We start from the raw sequence: 19,769 nt of genomic DNA, 5'->3' as shown, positions 1-19,769 counted from the left end.
CTTTATCCTCATGGGTTAAAAAGGACGTTAAATATCTATCCAATACTAAAAAAAGTCGGTAAGCTAATTGCTTAAAAAAGGTACGGAAAATGCTGAAACTGACTCGTTTATCTCACCCAAAGCGCCAATCAATGTGTGGCATTATATTAGCTACGTTATTTGCTGGCCCAGCGTTTGTTAACGCAAAAGCAACAGTCAATCAGTATGATTACCAAGACTCTGTTTCAACTGTCAAGGATGTTTTAGGTTATGAAATTGGCACTAAAATCTCTTCGCCCGATGCCATATATCAGTATTTTAGAGCGCTGAGTGACAGTCATAGTGACCGTGTTAGGTTAATCGAGTACGGGCACTCATGGGAGGGACGTCCTCTCTATTTTGTTGCCGTATCGGCCCCCCAACATATTGCTGAGCTTGATAACTATGCTGCACGTATGAGCGCACTCGGTGACCCGCGTAAAACCTCTTCACGTGAGGCAGAGCAGTCGGCAAAGGGCATACCGAGTAGTGTTTGGTTATCTTATGGCGTACATGGAAACGAGATTTCATCTCCTGAAGCTGCCATGATGACGCTGTATCATCTGTTAGCAGATACATCAGCTGACACAAAAAACTGGTTAGAAAATACTGTCGTGTTTATCGATCCGTTACAAAACCCCGATGGTCGGGCTCGGTTTGTTAGTCGTTATTACGCAACTGTTGGCTTAACTCATGATGCAGACCGACGAAGTGCCGAACACAATGAACCTTGGCCACAAGGACGCTCCAACCACTACCTTTTTGATCTTAACCGTGACTGGATTGCGCTTACGCAGCCAGAAATTAAAGGTCACGTGGCGGCATTAAAAGATTATCCACCGTTGCTGTTTGTTGATTTACACGAAATGGGTGGAGACTCGAGTTACTACTTTACACCTGAAGCGCGCCCCTATAACCCCTACATCACTGAGTCACAACGCGAAATATTACATTGGGTGGGGCGCAATAACGCAGAGTGGTTCGATGATGCCGGTTATGACTACTACACTCGCGAGATATTTGATGCCTTTTACCCAGGCTATGGTGCAAGCTGGCCGCTTTATTCCGGTTCGGTGGCGATGACGTACGAAATGGCCTCGGCACGTGGTCATCGTTTTGCGCGCGAGGATGGTACGATACTGACCTATCTTGATGGCGTTGAACGCCACTTTACCAGTAGTTTGGCGACTATTGAGACAGCCAGCGTTCGTCGCGAGGCATTATTAAATCGATATCGCGATTATCGTGCGAGCGCTGTCGAACAAGGTCGGGCGAGTGACCGTAGGACCGTGGCTATTGCTGATCCAAAGAACCCGGCGGGGCAACAGCGGCTTGCAGCTTTACTGCAGGAACACGGTATTGAGGTGATGCGCAGTGAAAAGGCGCTAGAGGTGTGTGACGTAAACTACCCTAAAGGTAGTTACTTTGTTGACATGGCACAGCCGAACTATCGTTTGATTCGGGTGTTGCTAGACGAACAAATCGATATGGCTGATGATTTTGTTGAACAACAGAAGCAGCGCAAAGCTAATTTATTAGATGATCAGATTTATGACGTAACCGGCTGGTCGCTCCCGCTTATGTTTAATGTCGATGTTGCTTACTGTGATGAAGCGGTGCAATCACCCGTGGTACAGGAAGCTATTGAGCCAATAGCACCTGGGCGACTAACTAATGCAGACGCTCAGATCGGTTATATTGTGAAAGCGGGTGATATGAACTCAAGCCGGTTTATTGCTGCCGCGCTGCGCGCGGGCTTAGCGATTAAACAAAGCGAACTGGCTTTTACCCATGAGAAGGCAGGTGAATTTCCAGCCGGCAGTGTCATCTTAACGCGAGCTGAGAACGCCACGAGCGATCTAGTTACCACCCTGCAACGTTTAGCTGTTGAAACAGGCGCTCATATCATCGGGGTTGATACGAGCTGGGTGGTTAAGGGACCTAATTTTGGTTCGGAAAATGTTCAGTCGTTAACCGCGCCAAAGATTGCAATGGCATGGGATGAGCCGGTTTCATCATTAAGTGCTGGTCACACGCGTTTTGTAATTGAACGGCAAATCGGTTATCCGGTCACAGCAATACGTACGACGCAGTTAGTAAGTACCAACCTAGCAGGCATTGATGTGTTGATCCTGCCAGAGGCTCAGGCGAGCTATGCGAACTATTTTTCGCCAACAGGTCTCACGAATTTGCAAAATTGGGTCGAAAACGGTGGCGTTCTTATCACTTTGGGTAACGCAACAGGGTGGGCTGTAGAGGCTGACTTACTGTCGACACATATGGAATATGCCGCGGATTCGGCTGAGGCAGACAACGCTGATGAAAAAGCGCTTAGACCTGCCAAGGTAATCGAGTCTGCCGCGGTGTTTAAGGAGCATATCAAAGCATCCGAAAAGATGCCTGACTACGTGCCGGGCGCCTTGGTTAATGTTGAAGTCGATCAGAATCATTGGCTAACTGCAGGAATACAGAGTGAACTGGTTGCTACATTTACGGGTAATCAAGTGTTCGCTCCCCTGAGTATTGACGATGGCCGTAATTTAGCTTGGTTCGCTAACGCTGAGGCCGTATTGGCAAGTGGTCTGTTGTGGCCAGATATAAAGCAACAACTTCCGTTTAAGCCGCAATTAATGGTCGAGTCTATTGGCAAAGGGATGCTGATAGCTTATGCGCAATCGCCTACTTATCGCGCTTATATGGATGGCTGGGTTCCGTTGCTGACAAACAGTCTGTTTTTGGCACCTGCTAAAACGAAATAACGAGGTCATGGTTTAACATGGATTTGAGAAAGGTCAGCGATACGCCAAACGATTCGGCGGACGACGTTGTTAGCCAGTTTACCGGAAAAGTAGCCCATCGAATTTATTGGGGTGCCGTACTGGTAACGTTGCCGCTGACCATCATCCAAGCACTTGAGGGTAAGTGGTTAATGCTCGCCTGGCTGTGTGCATTCTTGTGCTACACATCTATAACAGCGTTGCGCGTTAAACGATTGAGTAAGCGGCGCGGGCGTCACATTATCTTTATCACGTTGTTGTGTGCAGCGGTGATGTACTCGACACTGGTTAACGGAATTCATGGCTTGTTATGGGCCTACCCGGTCATGGCGTCGATCGCATTCTTGCTCTCGTGGCGACTGGCGATCGTCGTTGCTGTCACATTCGTAATCTTATTAACCAGTGTGAGTCTATACACGATTGAACCTGATGTAGCTTGGCGCTCATTAGTGTCGCTGTTAGTGCTAATGATCCTCACGTTAACACTCGTAAGGTTGCTGACTCGTATGCAGCGACACTTCACAGAACTGGCTGTCACCGATACATTAACGGGCGTTTATAATCGCAAGCAACTGCAGACTGATCTTGAGCAGCTAGTTGCTTTAAAAGCGCGCCATGGGCGGGCCATCTCTGCAGCCCTATGTGATATTGACTACTTTAAAGATGTGAATGATAAGTATGGTCACTTTGATGGCGATCGACTACTCATCCAAGCTGCGCAACTTATTAAGTCTAACTTTAGGGCTTCTGATAAAGTGTTCCGAGTCGGTGGTGAGGAATTTGTTATTTTAATGCCTGACACGAGCCTCGCGGGCGCTACTCAGGCAGCAGAAAAGTTGCGCGAAAACTTCGCAAAGACTGACTTTGAGCTCAAGCAAGATCCGGTCAATATGACGATTTCTATTGGCGTGAGTGAGCTAGGAAAAGATGAAACTTGGCTCGACTGGTTAGAGCGCGCGGATAAATTGCTTTACCACGCAAAAGACATGGGACGAAACCAAGTCCGCAATACAGTGCAGGAGATAGCGTAATGGCACAATTTGGTGTAGTCGGCTTAGGTCGATTTGGTGCGAGAACTTCGCTCGAGTTACTGAATTTAGGGCATGAGGTGATTGGTGTTGACTCCGACGAGAAGCGCGTCGATGCGCTTGCTGATCAACTAACCCATGCAGCCATCGCGGATGTGACAGATGAGCAAGCGTTACGAGAACTCAACTTAGAAAGTTGTGACACCGTGTTGGTTGCGATCGGTGAGGACTTACAGGCCAGTCTTTTGACGGTTTTACACCTAAAAAGTATTGGTGTTGAGACGATTTGGGCAAAAGCAACGTCTAAAGAGCATCATCAAATACTGTCAAAATTAGGTGTTTCGCGGATTGTCCACCCAGAGGAAGAAATGGGTATTCGAGTCGCGCAGTCGTTGAATTACCCGATGGTCAATGAATATATGTCGCTAGGGCATAATTGGTTCTGCGTTGAAATCGCTGTCAGTGAGAACTTAGAAGGTAAAACAATTAATGATATTTTGCCTGATGATGTCGAAAACTTTCACGTTCTGTTGTTAAAGCGTCGCGACGAAGTCGTTGCCAGCCCGGACTTTTCTAGCGAATTGCAGGGTAACGAGACCATGGTTATTGCGGGTAGTTTAAAAGCGCTAAAATCCATGGCGCCTAAGTTGAAATAATATGAAACTGTGGAAGCCGTCTCTCGCATTTTTATATAAAACCTCCGCACGCACGCAGAGCAAAGCGTTTAAAGCCAGCCCCCCAGTTGTTTTAGCGACGGGCTTTGCAGTGTTAATTATACTGGGTACTTTAGCGTTGAAGTTACCCTTTGCCACGCTAGAGCCTATTACTTGGTTGCAGGCGATCTTTACGGCGACTTCTGCGGTAACTGTGACTGGCTTAGTGGTAGCAGACACGGGTGGCGACTTTACGTTGTTTGGTACCAGCGTGATAGCCGTGTTGATTCAATTAGGCGGTATTGGCTTTATGACGTTTGCCATTCTGGCAGTATCTTCATTGGGCGGTAAGATATCGATTCAACAACGGTTACTGGCTAAAGAAGCAATGAACCAAACGAGCCTAATGAATATCGTTAAAACGGCAAAGGCGGTATTGCTACTTGCCATTATCTGCGAACTGGTCGCCGCATTGGCACTGACTTTTTTGTGGTGGCCCGAAATGCCGCTACTCACAGCGTTTGGTCATGGTATATTTTACGCCATATCCGCATTTAATAACGCGGGCTTTGGACTTTCGCCAGACAGTCTTATTCCTTATGCGAGCAATTTACCCGTTAACTTAATTATCTCGTTTTTATTTATAGTGGGTGGCCTAGGCTTTTCTGTGATCACCAATATGTATGAAGGTCGACGTTGGCGTAATTTCTCGGTATATACCAAGAGTATTTTGATGACCACATTGGTGATCAATGTAGTGTCAATGTTTGTGATTTATGGATTAGAACATAACAACCCCAAAACATTGGGAGGGCTTGATGAGCTGGGTCAATGGACAGCGGCTTGGTTTCAAGCAGTCACGCCGCGTACAGCCGGCTTTAACAGCGTGGATATTGGCTCTTTGACTGATGCAAGTGCAGTATATATGTTGCTGCTCATGTTTATCGGGGGTGGGTCGATGAGTACCGCAGGCGGAATTAAGCTGGGTACTTTTATCATTTTAATGTTAGCAACTTACACCTTCATTCGTCGCCGTGAACACGTAACTCTGATGGAACGTTCTGTATCACAGGATGCGGTGATGAAAGCGCTCGCGGTCACCATGGTGACCATAGCAATGTTATTTATTGGCATATTTGTACTAATGATTCTCAACAATCTGCCGTTTATAGATATAGCGTTCGAAGTTTTATCGGCTTCAGCAACGGTAGGATTATCCAGAGGCATTACGGAGGACCTGACACCCATCAGTCAGTGCATCGTCATGTTATTGATGTTCGCGGGTCGTGTCGGACCATTGACGCTGGTGTACTTCCTGACCACGCCTAATAAGCGCAGAATTCGCTATCCACAGACCACCATACAGGTTGGTTAACAAAGAGTGGGATTGAGAGATCGTAAACATGTTGAAATCATTGAAGTTTACTCAAAAAGTTATTATTGCTGCTTCGGCTATTTTGGTACTGGTTTTAGGTATTTTTACAGCGACTAATTTTTGGCAGATGTCTGACCAAATTCGCTCTGATTTACGCACTCAAATTAATGCGATGTCAGGCTCGGTGTCGAATAATATCTCTCAATGGCTCAATGACCGCATGCGCATTGTGCGGGCCACTGCCGAGTCCTATGATCCTGATGATGAGACCGAAGAGGCTTTGCGTAAAGTCCAACAGGCGAAACGGTCGGGCGATTTTAAGAATGTTTATTATGGTCTTACCGATGGCCAGTTTATTCTCGATGATACGAGTATTGACTTACCTGACGATTACGATGCGCGCCAACGGCCATGGTATCAATTAGCTATCGAGCAAAAGCAACCGACCTACACTCAGCCGTATATTGATGTCACCACCAACGAGTTAACGATTTCAGCGGTGGTCCCTATGACGGAAAATGGTCAGCTACTGGGGGTCGCCGGTGGCGACATGATGCTTGATACCGTTTCGGCAATCGTCAATAACACTGATTTTATGGGGTTGGGCTTTGCGTTTTTGGTGAATCAACAGGGTAAAATATTAAGCCATCCGGAAACTGCGAACGTCGATAAAACGATTTCCCAGTATCTTGGTAGTAACGCACAAATTACTAAAGCGTTTGTTGACTACCCGATAAATGACCGCGAGTACATGCTTACTTTTCAACCTGTTGAAGGGATTGATGGAGTTAACTGGTACTTGGCGGTGGCTATCGATACTGAAAAAGCGTATGCCGATGTTGCCTCATTTGCGTGGTCTGCAGTCATTTACTTAGTGATCGGCATTGCTGCAGTCATTTTACTGCTTAATGCACTGCTCTCTGTGTTACTCAAGCCATTGCGTCAGCTTAATTATGCCGTTACTGACCTGGCGCGAGGAGAGGGCGACCTAACGCAACGTATTTCTGTCAAAAGTGAGGATGAATTTGGCGTAGTCGCCTCGCGCATGAATGAATTCATTGAAAAAATTCAGGTAGCGATTCTTGATGTGCGTAAGGCATCTAAACAGCTTGAAGCCAATGTTACGCAAATGGTTTCAGCCAATAACGAGTCCGTCGCGCTCGGTGATGAACAGTCGGCGCGCACCAATACGGTCGTTACTGCTATTAATGAGTTAGGCGCAAGCTCAAGTGATATATCATCTAGTGCAGGGAGCGCCTCCGAAAAAGCCACTCGGGCGACAGAGATTTCTGTGTCTGCGCGCGAGGCGCTTAAGTTCAATATGCAACAAATTACCGATTTATCGAAGCGTATGAAAGACTCAGTCGATGCCATCCATAGCCTTGATGAGAATACTCAAAACATCGGTAAGATCGTTGAAGTGATTATGGGCATCACTGAGCAAACCAACTTACTCGCACTCAACGCAGCTATCGAAGCTGCTCGTGCCGGTGAAGCAGGACGAGGCTTTGCGGTGGTAGCAGATGAGGTTCGTAGCCTCGCGCAACGCACATCGCAGTCTGCTGGGGAAATCGAGACAATGATTTCTCAAGTGCGTGAGGGCACACGCACGGTGGTGGAAATTATTAATGACAGTCAGGAAACCAGCGAGGCGTGCGTGGCAAGTGCGGACGAATCAACGCGGCATATGACAGAAATTGATGAAGTGATTGCACAAATTGATGATATGAATCATTCTGTTGCATCTGCGACACAGCAGCAAAGCCAGGTGATTCGAACACTTGACCGCGATGTAACAGATATTAATGAAATGAACGAACGCAGTCAGCAAAACTTGAAGAAAACACACCAAGCCTGTCAGACCTTGCAAGGTGAGTTTGATCGTTTAGAGTCCTTGGTAAGTAAGTTTAAATTGTCGTAACTAATTTAGGAGAAGGATTATGAAACGCGCATGGTTAATTGGCGCCCTCGCCATGTTTGGTGGCTCAGTAGTTGCCACTGCACAAGCTCAAGAAATGGCTCAGAGCGAAGCTCCACAAGACGCACAGGCTTATATCATTTCACCGCAAGATGGCGAAGTGGTTAATTCAACCTTCAAGGTTAAATTCGGCTTGTCAGGTATGGGCGTAGCGCCTGCGGGTGTTGACGTAAAAAATACGGGGCACCATCACCTATTAGTGGATATGGATTCGCTTCCGCCAATGGATCAACCTATGGGTGGCGATATCATTCACTTTGGCGGCGGTCAGACCGAAACAACGCTGACACTTGAGCCAGGCGAACACACCTTGCAAATCATTCTTGGCGATAAGAATCACGTACCACACAACCCCGCGGTTGTTTCTAAGAAAATTACTATCACTGTCAAAGGTGACTAATCAAGCTCTAGCTCTAGCTGGGTTTGTTGGTTGGGATCAGGTAAGGTTACGCTGATCCCAACTAATCTTACATGCTTACCCGCACCTCGCTGCCAAGCCTCTTCAGCTAGTTGATAAAACAAACTGGGTGAGACGAATCCATTCGCTTTAGATACTGTGGTTTGATTAAAATCAGAGAACTTAAGCTTTAAGGTTTGCGTTTTTATCGCTCGTTCACGCCAATGCTCGACTTGTAAGCGTTTTTTTAGCTGAGGTAGCAACTGCTGCTGAATATAGTCCTGTACCGTCGTTAGCTGTTGAATATCCGCTGGTAGCGTTTGTTCGACTCCAACGCTTTTACGGGTTCTATCGGTTGTAACCGGGCGCGGATCAATGCCTTGGCAACGTTGAAATAGTAGCCAGCCAGCCTTTTCTCCTAATATTTGTTGCAGTTGCGATGTGTTGGCCGTCTGAATGTGATGTCCATGAGTTAATCCATAGCGTGCAAGTGTTTCCTGACTCTTAGGTCCAACACCTGGAATTCGCTTAAGCGGTAAAGCGGCTAAATAGTCAAACACCTGCTCTGGTGGCACCACTTTCTGGCCGTTGGGCTTATTATCATCGCTGGCAATTTTTGCGACCATCTTCTGATTGGATATACCAGCAGAGCCAGTGATTCCAAGTTGGCTAATTTCCTTTCTAATAGCTTCAACAGTCAAGCTAGCGCTACCTTTAAAGGCATCGTTGTCGGTTAAATCAAGATAAAATTCGTCGATAGAAGCGGGTTCGACTAGCGGTGTATATCTCGCGAGAATCTCACGCACCTGATACGAAAGTGCCTTATATTCGGCGAAGTTTGGCTTAACAAAGATCAATTGAGGACATAGCTGTCGCGCTCGGTGTCCAGACATGGCGCTATGCACGCCGAAGCGACGGGCTAAATAATTAGCTGTCGCGACCACACCGCGATCGCCGCCACCGCCTACCGCAAAGGGTTTATTCTTGAGGCTGGGATCGCGCAGTACCTCAACAGCAGCGAAGAAAGCGTCAAGATCCAATAACGCTATTTTACGAGTCACTTCGTTCAAGTGTTTATCCTTTGAGCTTTTGTGGGTATAATCTCCGAGTACTGGGTATAGTGTACCAGCCAGATTCTTAGGAGACACTCGTGAAACGATTGACGACACTTGCACTGAAGAGCCTTTCATTCGGCTTGGCCGCCATGATCAGTTTTGGCGCCTCTGCCGCTGTTCAAGATGACATGTCAAAGGACGCTATTGCAAAACGTATTGAGCCGATTGGTAAAATCCGCGTAGCAGGCGAGAGCGCAGCTAGCGAAGCCGCGGCGAGTGGACCTCGCTCTGGTGAAGCTGTGTTCGGTCAGTATTGTACAGCGTGTCACACTTCAGGCGTGATGGGTGCGCCAAAAATTAATAATGCGGACGATTGGGAACCACGTCTTGCCCAAGGCATGGATACCGTTTTAAAACACGCGATCAATGGTTTTAACGCAATGCCTCCAAAAGGTACATGTGCTGATTGCTCTGATGATGAAATCAAAGCAGCCATTGAGTATATGACTGCAGAAATCTAATCAATTACGTGCAGTGATAAAAGAATATGAGCCATCGCAATTAGCGGTGGCTTTTTTGTATATATAAGCGGCAATTTCTTGCAACCCACTGGTTATAGTTTATACTTTACGTTTGTTAATAATTGTAACAACCCGATAAGTAAAACAATAAATAACTATAATTAGAAGTGATGGTTAGGGAGTCCCCGCATCATGGCGGCATCTAGTGGGCCGAACAATAATCAAACAGAGCTTGCTCGCGAAAACCAAAAGCTCACCAAGGTTATTGAACGCCTAAAACGGCTTACATACAGTTATCGTTCAGCAGAAGTGGTGCAGAAGGCACTCTTCCGTATTTCTGAGCTTGCAGCCTCTGCGCGCAGCATGGATAACTTTTATCAATCAGTGCACGCCATCATCGGCGAGCTAATGTATGCTCGCAACTTTTATGTTTGCTTTTACGAGCCTGAAAAGAAAGTCGTCAGCTTCGCTTACTTCGTTGATGAGTTCGACGAAAAACAAGCAATAGAGCAAATGCCAATGGAGTCTTTGGCGCGCGGGCTGACCGGCTATGTCATGCGTACGGGTCAGTCATTGCTATGCCCTCCGGAAGTGTTTCAGCAGCTAATCCAGCAAGGTGAAGTTGAAGAAATGGGATCGGCTCCTGTTGACTGGTTAGGTGTGCCGCTTATTTCAGGTAGTAATGTTATCGGTGCCATGGTGGTGCAAAGTTACCACGATAATCATCGATATGATGAAAACGATAAAGATCTTCTCACCTTCGTATCGCAACATGTCGTCAATGCACTTGAACGATTAAAGCAGAAAGAAATTCTACAAAACGAGATTGCTCACCAAACAGCTGAACTGCGCCACGCTAATGAAAGCTTGATGAAAGAGATCACGGTGCGGGAGAAGGTCGAGCAGCAAACCTCCGTACTATTCGCAATTTCTGAGCTGACCAATACATCAGAAGATATGGTGACTTTCTACGAGGCTCTGCATAACCAAATCGCGACATTGATTCATGCTGATAATTTCTACGTTGCTTTAGTTTCGCCTGATAATAAGTATATTCGCTTTCCGTACCATAAAGATGAACGCGACAATAAGGCTGAACGTCGACGTATGGGGAAGGGGCTCACAGAATACGTGATGCGTAAAGCGGAGCCTGCGTTTATTGATGCCAATGAACGCGCACTGTTAACTGAGAATAAAGAGATCAAACTGACTGAAGATACCGGCAGCGTAGCAAAGCAATGGCTGGGTAGTCCGCTTGTTTTGGATGGTAAAGCATTTGGTGTAATTGCTGTACAGACCTATGATGACGAGTTTTTATATAAACACGAAGACTTAGAGCTGTTGAACTTTGTTTCTCAGCACGTCGCTGTTGCTATCGAACGGCGCCGGGCGAATGAGGAAATTCAAAGAGTTAACCAATTTCTAGAGAAAAAAGTAGAAGAACGCACCGAAGAGCTCGTTTCTGAGATCGAACGACGCAAGAAAATTGAGGCGCGTTTATTCCACGATGCTCACCACGACAGTCTAACCGGTTTACCCAATAGGGCTTTGTTTACTGAGAGTTTGCAGCAAGCATTGGCTCATCAGCGACGTCATCCAGAACACTTTTTTGCAGTCTTATTTCTCGACCTCGATCGGTTTAAAACCATTAACGACACATTAGGTCACTCGGCGGGTGACGAGTTTCTATTGGACGTGAGTAAGCGTATCCAAACATGTGTGCGAGAAAATGACCTGGTTGCGAGACTGGGTGGCGATGAGTTTGTCATTTTATTAGACACGATGTCATCGGTTGATGACGCGCGCGAGATCGCAAAGCGAATTATCTCAAGTTTAAATGAGCCCTTTATTTTGAACGGTCACGAACATTACTCCGGAGCGAGTATTGGTATCGCTATGTGTGATGATTCGCAAGACTCGGTAGAGCGTCTACTCCGTGATGCTGATGCTGCGATGTATGAGGCTAAATCACAAGGGCGTGGGCGCTATGTGGTATTTGATAATACCATGCACCGTACGTTGGTTGAGTCGGTTAAACGTGAACGAGCGCTACGTCACGCACGCATCGACCAAGACTTTTTTGTCGAGTTTGAGACAATTGCAGACATTGCGGGTCGCCAGCAGCATGCGTCGGAAGCCTTTTTACAGTGGAATATTGAAAGTAATCGCGTTAAAACGTCAGATTACTTGGCGCTCGCCGAAAAGACGGGGCTCATTGTTAAGTTGGATCAATACCTATTGAAACGTTGTTGCGAGCACTTACTTAACTCAGGTCAAAGCGAAGAGCGTATTCATCTCAATCTATCGGTAAGGCATCTACTTAAGTCGGGTTATATTCGACAGCTCTTGAATATTGTCGAGCGATATAAAGTAAACCCCTCGCAACTGGTGTTGGAGTTTTCTGAGACTGCACTTACGCAGAATGATAAACGCTCAGTAGCGAGTTTAAGACGCCTATCACAGGCCGGTTTTAAGCTTGTGATTGATCACTTTGGTCGTGGCGCAGGACCACTACAGTTTTTATATAATTATCCATTTTCTAAACTCAAGCTCGATCAAGATTATGTCATGCGGCTAGAATCCAGTAGTCGAGCGCGTGCCATGTTGCGCCACGTTGCCACGCTCTGCGAAGAGTTAGAGATCGAATTGTATGCAGCTGGGGTTAAAACGGAATCTTTAGCGAATATATTACGTGAGTTGGGTGTTGAGTATGGGCAAGGGGCGTACGTAACAAAGTGCCTCAAATCGCCTCAACCCAAATCACGCTCGACCGTTAATGGCACGTTAAACTAAGAGGGTTTATTTAGCGCATTCTTCAGCATTTCTAGCCCTCGTTGACGAGAAGTCTCACGTTCCTCTTCACTTGGTTTATGTTTGTCGTGCTCCCAGGCAATGTCATCCTGAGGGAGTTCAAGTAAAAAGCGGCTGGGTTGTGGCTGGAAAACCTCACCAAATTGGCGCCTCTCCTTAGCCAAGGTAAAGACCAAACGCTGCTGAGCACGGGTTATTCCTACATAAGCTAAACGGCGTTCTTCCTCAATATCGTTACCATCAATACTGCTTTGGTGGGGGAGTAATCCTTCTTCCATGCCGACTAAAAAGACAAAGGGAAACTCAAGTCCTTTTGATGCATGTAAAGTCATCAGCTGTACCTGATCAAATTGCTCATCGTCCTCATTGCGGGACATCATGTCGCGTAAACACAGCTTAGCGACCGCCTGCTCAAGCGAAATGGGCTCGTATTCATCGTTACCCGCTAACATATCGGACACCCACTTATGCAACTCATAAACGTTTTTAACACGCATTTCCGCCGCCTTTGCGCTAGGACTGCTTTCAAATAGCCAGTCGTCGTAGCCAATATCTGCGAGTAAAGTGCGCACGGCAACGGCAGCACTGTCGTTATGATCGGCGTCCCGTGCAGCCTTCTTAATCATCTGTGCAAAGGTATCGACCGCATTAAAGGTTTGCGTATTCAATAAGGTTTTTAAGTGAATCGAGTCGCAAGCTTCTAATAGGCTGCAACCGAGTTGCTTAGAGAGTTCGCCAATACGCTGTACGGTTTGTGGACCAATACCTCGGCGTGGGACATTTATAATACGCAGAAACGCCGTGTCGTCGGCGGGATTTACCAACAGGCGCAGATAGGCCATGATGTCTTTGACTTCCGCCCGCGCAAAAAACGACTGCCCACCGGTGATTTTGTATGGAATTCGGTTGTTCATCAGCGCTTTCTCAAACAACCGGGATTGATGGTTGCCTCGATATAAAATCGCAAAATGATGATAAGGTGTCTTGCTTAAAAAGCGTTGCTTTACGATTTCGGCGACTACACGCTCTGCCTCATGTTCCTCGTTGCGGCCAAAAATAACCCGCAGGGATTCACCGTACTCTTTATCTGAAAATAATTTTTTCTCAAATACGTGAGGGTTATTTTCTATCAGAATATTCGCCGCTTTTAGAATACGACCGTGGGAGCGGTAATTTTGCTCCAACTTCACTACCTTCAAAGTGGGGAAGTCTTGCTGCAAAAGCGCAAGATTTTGTGGTTGCGCACCGCGCCATGAGTAAATTGACTGATCGTCGTCGCCAACCACGGTAAAGCGCGCGCGCTCACCGACCAGTAGTTTGACCAAAAGATACTGGCTTGTATTGGTGTCTTGGTACTCATCAACGAGCAAGTAGCGAAATTTCTTTTGCCAGCGAGCGCGAACGTGCTCGTTACGTTGTAATAATTGACTCGGTAAGCGAATGAGGTCATCGAAATCGACTGCATTGCATGCGAGCAAGTGTTTCTCGTATTGTGCAAAGACCGTCGCAAATTGTCGGTCATCTTCCGTCGAAGCTTGCTGCAGTGCTTGCTCTGGCGATGTCATGGCGTTTTTCCATTGACCGATACGGTGCTGACATTTTTGAATGACCGATTTATCGCCTTCCCACGCATCTTCTGTAAGACCATTGAGTAGCGCATAGGTGTCTTGATCATCGAACAAAGAAAATCCAGGCTTTAGACCGAGTGCGCTGAGCTCGCGTCGGATAATATTCAGGCCGAGCGTGTGAAACGTGGACACTGTTAAGCCGCGTGCACCACCAGCCCCCATGGTTTGGTTAACACGCTCACGCATTTCGCGCGCGGCTTTATTGGTAAACGTGACGGCAGCGATTTGACGAGCAGTGTAAATATTTTCGCGGATAAGATAAGCGATTTTTTCGGTAATTACGCGCGTTTTACCACTGCCTGCGCCCGCTAAAACGAGTAAAGGACCTTGCACATAGTGAACGGCTTGTCGCTGTCGATCGTTTAACATTATTAAGGCTCGGTTAGGAGTGGTACAATAAATCAAGAGCGGCGATTTTAGCGTACTTTTGTCTGAGCCCAAACGGTTAAATTAATTAAGGACCCCTTATGGACAACAAGACCATTGAAAACATTGCTAAACAAATTAGCGAAAGCATGCCATCGGGCGTTAAAGAATTAGCAGGTAATGTTGAGCAGCGTGTTAAGCAAACCCTGCAATCGCAACTTGCTAAACTTGATTTGGTCACTCGTGAAGAGATGGATGTTCAGCAACAACTGTTGCTGCGTCTGCGCGAGCGAGTAGAGCAATTAGAACAGCAAGTCGCTGAACAGAATAAGCAAAACGATAAGCAAGGGTAAGGGTACTGAATACGATGATTCAATGGATTAGCGGTAAAGTCGTTGAGAACTTTCAATGGAGTGACAGTGTTTTTAGCCTACGCGTAATCACTGAATCATTTGACTTTAAAGCCGGTCAGTTTGTGCGACTCGGCTTAAATGTGGGTGGCGAGCAGGTTCTACGTGCGTATTCGGTCGCCAGTGCCCCGGGCGAATCGATTCTTGATTTTGTGATCGCAAGGGTCGAAGGAGGGTTATTAAGCCCGTTGCTAGCAGAGCTTAAGCCAGGCGATGAAGTCAATATCACTCAGCCGGCAGGGGGCTTTTTTACGCTGGATGAGGTACCCGACGGCGATGATCTTTGGATGCTCTCAACAGGCACCGGTATTGGTCCCTTTATTTCAATGCTGCGCACCGAACAGCCATGGCGTCGGTTTAAACGCATTGTGCTCGTGCAAGGCGTCCGTGAAGCACAAGACCTGACCTATCGCGAATTTATCAATGAGTGTCAGCAACGTTATCCAGGGCAGCTCGTGTACCAGCCGATCGTATCTCGCGAGGCGCTACCGGAAGCATTGGCCGGCCGTATTCCTGATTTAATTGCGAGCAGTGAACTACAAGAGGCCTGTGGCATCAACTTTACCGAGCATAGTCAGGTTATGCTGTGCGGTAATCCCGATATGATTCAGTCGTCGCGTGAACAACTAAAAGCACTCGGTTTAGAAAAAAATACGCGCCGTAAACCAGGCCAAGTAACCTCAGAAAACTATTGGTAATCGTCTCGTCGACAACAAATTCTGATTAAGCTGACAGTTAAGTTACTGTTGCATCGCTATGCTCTCCTAATTTGCGAGAGAGAGCATGGCTACTGCAACTGTTTTTACCCGCGCCAGTATTGGTATTGAAGCCCCAGAAGTACGTGTAGAAGTTGATCTCGCCCGCGGATTACCGACATTCACGATTGTTGGAATGCCTGCGACATCGGTAAGAGAAGCAAGAGATCGTGTTAAATCAGCTATTCTCAATGTAGGTCTCGAATTCCCCGCGGCAACGCGTATTATCGTCAACTTAGCGCCCGCTGAAATTCCCAAGCAGGGTGCTCGTTTCGACCTGGCGATAGCCGTAGGTATTCTTGCCGCCTCGGACCAACTCGATGCTGGGCAATTAGCACAATTTGAATTCTACGGAGAACTCGCGCTAGCGGGCAATTCTCAAGCTGTGTCGGGTTTGATTCCCGCATTGATAGCCGCTAGGCAGGCACAAAGAACCGTGTTTGTTCCCTCGGCCAATGAGGCGGAAGCGGGATATGCAGCGCGGGGCAACCATTTTCTGGTACCTGATTTAGCAGCTTTGTTCGAACACTTGCAAGGACATAACACGTTAGCGCATGCGCAAACCGAGGATCAGCCAACCGATGCCGCCAACAATCTCGGCGACCTAGCTGATATTATTGGACAGGCGCAAGCAAAAAGGGCGCTGCTGATTGCCGCAGCCGGTCGTCATCATCTGCTCTTTGTCGGGCCGCCTGGAACGGGAAAAACGATGCTCGCTCAGCGCTTCTTAACTATCTTACCCGCCCCTACACACCATGAAGGCATGCAAATCGCCAGCATCAAATCATTGGTTGAGACACACCTGACCCCTCAGCAGCTTACTCAACGAAACTTGCGTATGCCTCATCATACATGCTCGGCTGCGGCGCTGGTCGGTGGCGGATCGCCGCCCAAGCCGGGTGAAGTGAGCCTTGCGCATCATGGTGTATTATTTCTTGATGAGCTGGCTGAGTTTTCTCGCTATGTACTTGATTCATTACGTGAGCCATTACAATCGGGCGAAGTCACCATAAGTCGAGCTGGGTATCAAACGACTTATCCTGCTCGCTTTCAATTAGTCGCGGCGCTTAACCCTTCGCCTTGTGGTCAATTTGATGGAACGTTAGATAGCTGCCGCTCGACACCTGACCAAATTCTTAAATATCTGAATAAATTATCGGGCCCATTGCTTGACCGGATAGATCTTCAAGTCGAGGTGCCACGAGAGACAGAGTCGCTTAGGCAGCTCGATGGGCAGCATAAGCCGACACCTACTTCACCTCAAATTCGCAAGCAAGTTGTTGAATGTCATCAACGACAAAGGCAACGACAAGGTTGTTTGAACGGTGAGTTAGCAGCACAAGGTGTATTAGAACATAGCCAACTTGGCAAGGATGACCATAGGTTTTTAGTTGAGGTGGTAGAAAAGTTGGGGCTTTCACATCGAGCATTTTATCGCACCTTGAGGCTGGCGCGCACGATTGCCGACCTCGACGATAAGGCGTCGGTGGGACGACGTCATATCGCTGAGGCGTTAAGCTATCGTTCGCTTGACCGCTTGCTAGAGCAATTAAGAAAACTCTAATTCTATTGTCTACTCATCGCGTAAAATACGTTGTATCGGGAGTGATAACTGGCGCCAAATAGCCGGAATATAACTCAGTAACACCAAAAGTAGAATCGCGACGAGGCTTAACACGAGATAATGAACCGTGAATAACTCGGCATGAAATTGTTGGAAAAACCAACTATTGATGGCAGCGATGATTATTACACCTAGAATCAAACCCGATAGCAGTTTTGTGGCCAACATGCGCGATATACTTTTAGCGACGTCGCTGACTTGGGCGCCGACCGCTTGCATAACTGCGTACAGTCGACTGCGTTGAATGACATAGGCAACGATTTGTTGATATAAACTGGTCGCGGCTAAAGCGCAAATCAATAAGGTTAAGCCAAGCAATAGTTGCGCAAGTACGAACCACTCCTCATCCTGTTGCTTTAATAGCTGTAGCAATGCGCCGTCGTTGTTAACATTGTACATATTCTCACGGCTCGCAGCTTGTTGTTGCATCAATTCAACAACCGCATCGACGTTAGTTGGTTGCGCGTACAGATATATTTCGCGCAGTAATTGGCCACTTTCTCTTAGCAGGTTATAAATCATTGGCTGAGCATTTTGATTGAGGCTCGAGTGGGGTAAGTCTTTACTCACTCCGACAATGATAATGGGTTCATCCTCAGTAAACTGATAACTCGAAGCATCTTTAACAAATAGAGTTTGTTGGAGCGCCTGTTTCGGTTGTTTGAAGCCCAGCTCGCGTGCGGCCGTTTCGTTGATAATAACCTGATTAACTTCGGCTGGATTTCGATCGCCCACAACAGGGACAGCCTCTAAAACGTTAAAATAATTATCAGAAACTGACATTATCTGAATAGGAATAGCAGAAGGTGAATCTAAGCCTTCAGTGCTTGCCTGCGTAGCACTTGGATTAGAATCAATAAAGTTATCGACGCTCATGGCGACATCAAATGGTTGATTAGCGAGCTTACTTTTCCATTCATTGAGGTTAATGACAGGGTCGGAGCTGGTTTCTCCTTGTTTATAGCTTAGTTGAATGATGTCGGTATTGACCGAAACTTGCTCAAGCTGCTGCTCTTGCGTTAGCCAAAGGCTGATAGAGCACGTAATAGCAACCAGAGCTAATGCAATCTGCACTGTCATATTGCCAGCGTTGAGCCAACGCTGTAGTCGCCCTTGTCCGTTACTTTTACTGCGCGAAAATCGGGCTTGTCGGTTGAGAGAAAGAAACGGCAGTAATCCAACTAAAATAACTACAGTCACCGTTAACAAAACGCTTAATGCAACCCCTGTGACCTTTATTTCACTACTGAGCAATGAGACCAGTACGAGCTCGGCTTCTACATGCTTTAGAATATACCAACTTAAAGCAACACCAAGCACCACCGATACGAATCCCAAAAGTGAGTTTTCAGTTAACAGTTGGCGGATTAGATCCTTGTTGGATGCGCCCACGGCTTTCCGTGTTTGAAACTCTTGCTCTCGTTGTAAATATTCAGAGAAATTGGAAGTGAGAAGATTAAATAAGCCAATAAGGAGGAAGCCAAGCGTAAGACCCAACAACATCTGCCATTGATCGATTAGCCTTTGGCGCTGTTGAGGATGAAACTGGAGGCCTTCAATTACCTTAGGGGTCCAACTCGCAGTGCCTGAAAGTAAAACAACACTACCATCGCTCGCTTCTTCTTTAGCTAACGTAATAGCCGATACATCCTCAGGCTCGTATCCGGGCTTTAACTCAGCAACGCCGTAGCGAAATGCAACCGATTCGACCAGTTGATTAATTATTTTATCTACATATTCATCAGGTGGCTTATTGGCACCAAAATTAATACCAAAGGTTGAAGCCACTTGTTGATCGGTTAAAACGATGTCTGAGACGATACCTTGAAATAACCTAAATCCTTTAGGTAAGACGCCCGCGACAGGTAGTTGCGCACCGGTAAGGCTGGCATTAATAACAAGCTCTTCAATCGGCTTAGCACCTAATGACTGCCAATATTGATAAGACAAAATGACACGTGTATCCGAGAGCTTTTTCATTACTGGGGGAAGTTCGTCCGCAAAACGATCGATAAACGATGGGGGAAGATACACCGCACCCGCATCGTCGATAGCAACGCCACTCTGATCCTTCAAACCTCGGAGTGTCCGGTTGGTCAGCGTCATCAATTCACCAATAGCTGGCGACTGTGTGAATTTATCTAAGTTGGTCTTATCGATCGGATTGAATTTACCGCTATGGGATTCTAAACCGATGGTGATATACGGCGTTGAACCAGACATCCATGGCTGTCTATCGTTAAATAACGCAGGTGCTGTAGCGATTAAATTGGCGGTAAAAGCACAAAACAGGCTGAGACATAAAATTAACGTTAGCGTCTGAAATTTACGTTTCTGCCACTGCCTGAGGGTGTAACGCAAGTTGAATAACAT

Annotated in this window: 14 protein-coding genes; 11 read left to right on the top strand and 3 right to left on the bottom strand. The window is 46.8% G+C overall.

From position 1 onward, the window contains the following. Positions 1–89 precede the first annotated feature (89 nt). The 6 genes from B2X00_RS09180 to B2X00_RS09155 are packed head-to-tail and all read left to right on the top strand — an operon-like array spanning position 90 to position 8,229. Positions 90–2,777 (top strand): M14 family zinc carboxypeptidase, encoded by a 2,688-nt coding sequence (locus tag B2X00_RS09180; protein WP_290487260.1) that lies wholly within the window; start codon positions 90–92, stop codon positions 2,775–2,777. Between the two features lie 17 nt (positions 2,778–2,794). Beyond that, positions 2,795–3,826 (top strand): GGDEF domain-containing protein, encoded by a 1,032-nt coding sequence (locus B2X00_RS09175; RefSeq protein ID WP_290487259.1) that lies wholly within the window; start codon positions 2,795–2,797, stop codon positions 3,824–3,826. Continuing rightward, a complete protein-coding gene (locus tag B2X00_RS09170; protein ID WP_071462912.1) occupies positions 3,826–4,479 on the top strand; it encodes a potassium channel family protein in 654 nt (217 codons plus the stop codon). The genes B2X00_RS09175 and B2X00_RS09170 overlap by 1 nt, the downstream gene beginning before the upstream one ends. A 1-nt stretch (position 4,480) precedes the next feature. Further along, positions 4,481–5,851, top strand: a complete 1,371-nt coding sequence (locus B2X00_RS09165) for a TrkH family potassium uptake protein (protein WP_290487258.1) — start codon at positions 4,481–4,483, stop codon at positions 5,849–5,851. Positions 5,852–5,879: 28 nt separating this feature from the next. Beyond that, entirely contained in the window at positions 5,880–7,772 is a 1,893-nt protein-coding gene (locus tag B2X00_RS09160; RefSeq protein ID WP_290487257.1) for a methyl-accepting chemotaxis protein, read from the top strand. A gap of 19 nt (positions 7,773–7,791) precedes the next feature. After that, positions 7,792–8,229, top strand: coding sequence for a DUF4399 domain-containing protein (locus B2X00_RS09155; protein WP_071462915.1), 438 nt, complete (start codon positions 7,792–7,794; stop codon positions 8,227–8,229). Here B2X00_RS09155 and dinB read toward each other — a convergent pair. Beyond that, positions 8,226–9,287, bottom strand: coding sequence for a DNA polymerase IV (gene dinB, locus B2X00_RS09150; RefSeq protein ID WP_290487309.1), 1,062 nt, complete (start codon positions 9,285–9,287; stop codon positions 8,226–8,228). The genes B2X00_RS09155 and dinB overlap by 4 nt on opposite strands. An 89-nt stretch (positions 9,288–9,376) precedes the next feature. Here dinB and B2X00_RS09145 point away from each other — a divergent pair, with 89 nt between their 5' ends. Both B2X00_RS09145 and B2X00_RS09140 read left to right on the top strand, forming a co-directional pair. Continuing rightward, a complete protein-coding gene (locus tag B2X00_RS09145; RefSeq protein WP_083405040.1) occupies positions 9,377–9,802 on the top strand; it encodes a c-type cytochrome in 426 nt (141 codons plus the stop codon). Between the two features lie 192 nt (positions 9,803–9,994). After that, on the top strand, positions 9,995–12,595 hold the full coding sequence (locus tag B2X00_RS09140; RefSeq protein WP_290487256.1) for a sensor domain-containing phosphodiesterase: 2,601 nt from the start codon (positions 9,995–9,997) through the stop codon (positions 12,593–12,595). Here the strand turns inward: B2X00_RS09140 and rep are convergent. Further along, positions 12,592–14,613: a DNA helicase Rep gene (gene rep / locus B2X00_RS09135; RefSeq protein ID WP_370215638.1), complete on the bottom strand. Its 2,022-nt coding sequence runs from the start codon at positions 14,611–14,613 to the stop codon at positions 12,592–12,594. The genes B2X00_RS09140 and rep overlap by 4 nt on opposite strands. A gap of 95 nt (positions 14,614–14,708) precedes the next feature. On the opposite strand from rep, the gene ubiK reads away from it, so the two are divergent. The 3 genes from ubiK to B2X00_RS09120 all read left to right on the top strand — a co-directional run bounded on the left by ubiK (position 14,709) and on the right by B2X00_RS09120 (position 17,336). Next, positions 14,709–14,960 carry a ubiquinone biosynthesis accessory factor UbiK gene (ubiK, locus tag B2X00_RS09130; protein WP_290487254.1) on the top strand — a complete coding sequence of 84 codons (252 nt, stop codon included), beginning with the start codon at positions 14,709–14,711 and terminating at the stop codon, positions 14,958–14,960. 14 nt (positions 14,961–14,974) lie between these two features. After that, on the top strand, positions 14,975–15,715 hold the full coding sequence (locus B2X00_RS09125) for a ferredoxin--NADP reductase (RefSeq protein WP_290487253.1): 741 nt from the start codon (positions 14,975–14,977) through the stop codon (positions 15,713–15,715). A gap of 85 nt (positions 15,716–15,800) precedes the next feature. After that, entirely contained in the window at positions 15,801–17,336 is a 1,536-nt protein-coding gene (locus tag B2X00_RS09120) for a YifB family Mg chelatase-like AAA ATPase (RefSeq protein WP_290487252.1), read from the top strand. Positions 17,337–17,345: 9 nt separating this feature from the next. Here B2X00_RS09120 and B2X00_RS09115 read toward each other — a convergent pair whose 3' ends face one another. Then, the gene (locus tag B2X00_RS09115) at positions 17,346–19,769 is read right to left on the bottom strand and encodes an FtsX-like permease family protein (RefSeq protein WP_290487251.1); all 2,424 of its coding nucleotides are present in this window, start codon (positions 19,767–19,769) and stop codon (positions 17,346–17,348) included.

Source organism: Idiomarina sp. UBA3162 (genome assembly GCF_002364475.1).
Lineage (GTDB): Bacteria > Pseudomonadota > Gammaproteobacteria > Enterobacterales > Alteromonadaceae > Idiomarina.
This window is presented reverse-complemented; position numbering and strand designations above follow the sequence as displayed.

Bases quoted from the DNA above. Each gene is read 5' to 3' on its own strand.
- B2X00_RS09180 (WP_290487260.1), top strand. From the start codon at position 90: ATGCTGAAACTGACTCGTTTATCTCACCCAAAGCGCCAATCAATGTGT.
- B2X00_RS09175 (WP_290487259.1), top strand. From the start codon at position 2,795: ATGGATTTGAGAAAGGTCAGCGATACGCCAAACGATTCGGCGGACGAC.
- B2X00_RS09170 (WP_071462912.1), top strand. From the start codon at position 3,826: ATGGCACAATTTGGTGTAGTCGGCTTAGGTCGATTTGGTGCGAGAACT.
- B2X00_RS09165 (WP_290487258.1), top strand. From the start codon at position 4,481: ATGAAACTGTGGAAGCCGTCTCTCGCATTTTTATATAAAACCTCCGCA.
- B2X00_RS09160 (WP_290487257.1), top strand. From the start codon at position 5,880: ATGTTGAAATCATTGAAGTTTACTCAAAAAGTTATTATTGCTGCTTCG.
- B2X00_RS09155 (WP_071462915.1), top strand. From the start codon at position 7,792: ATGAAACGCGCATGGTTAATTGGCGCCCTCGCCATGTTTGGTGGCTCA.
- B2X00_RS09140 (WP_290487256.1), top strand. From the start codon at position 9,995: ATGGCGGCATCTAGTGGGCCGAACAATAATCAAACAGAGCTTGCTCGC.
- ubiK (WP_290487254.1), top strand. From the start codon at position 14,709: ATGGACAACAAGACCATTGAAAACATTGCTAAACAAATTAGCGAAAGC.
- B2X00_RS09125 (WP_290487253.1), top strand. From the start codon at position 14,975: ATGATTCAATGGATTAGCGGTAAAGTCGTTGAGAACTTTCAATGGAGT.
- B2X00_RS09120 (WP_290487252.1), top strand. From the start codon at position 15,801: ATGGCTACTGCAACTGTTTTTACCCGCGCCAGTATTGGTATTGAAGCC.
- B2X00_RS09115 (WP_290487251.1), bottom strand. From the start codon at position 19,769: ATGTTATTCAACTTGCGTTACACCCTCAGGCAGTGGCAGAAACGTAAA.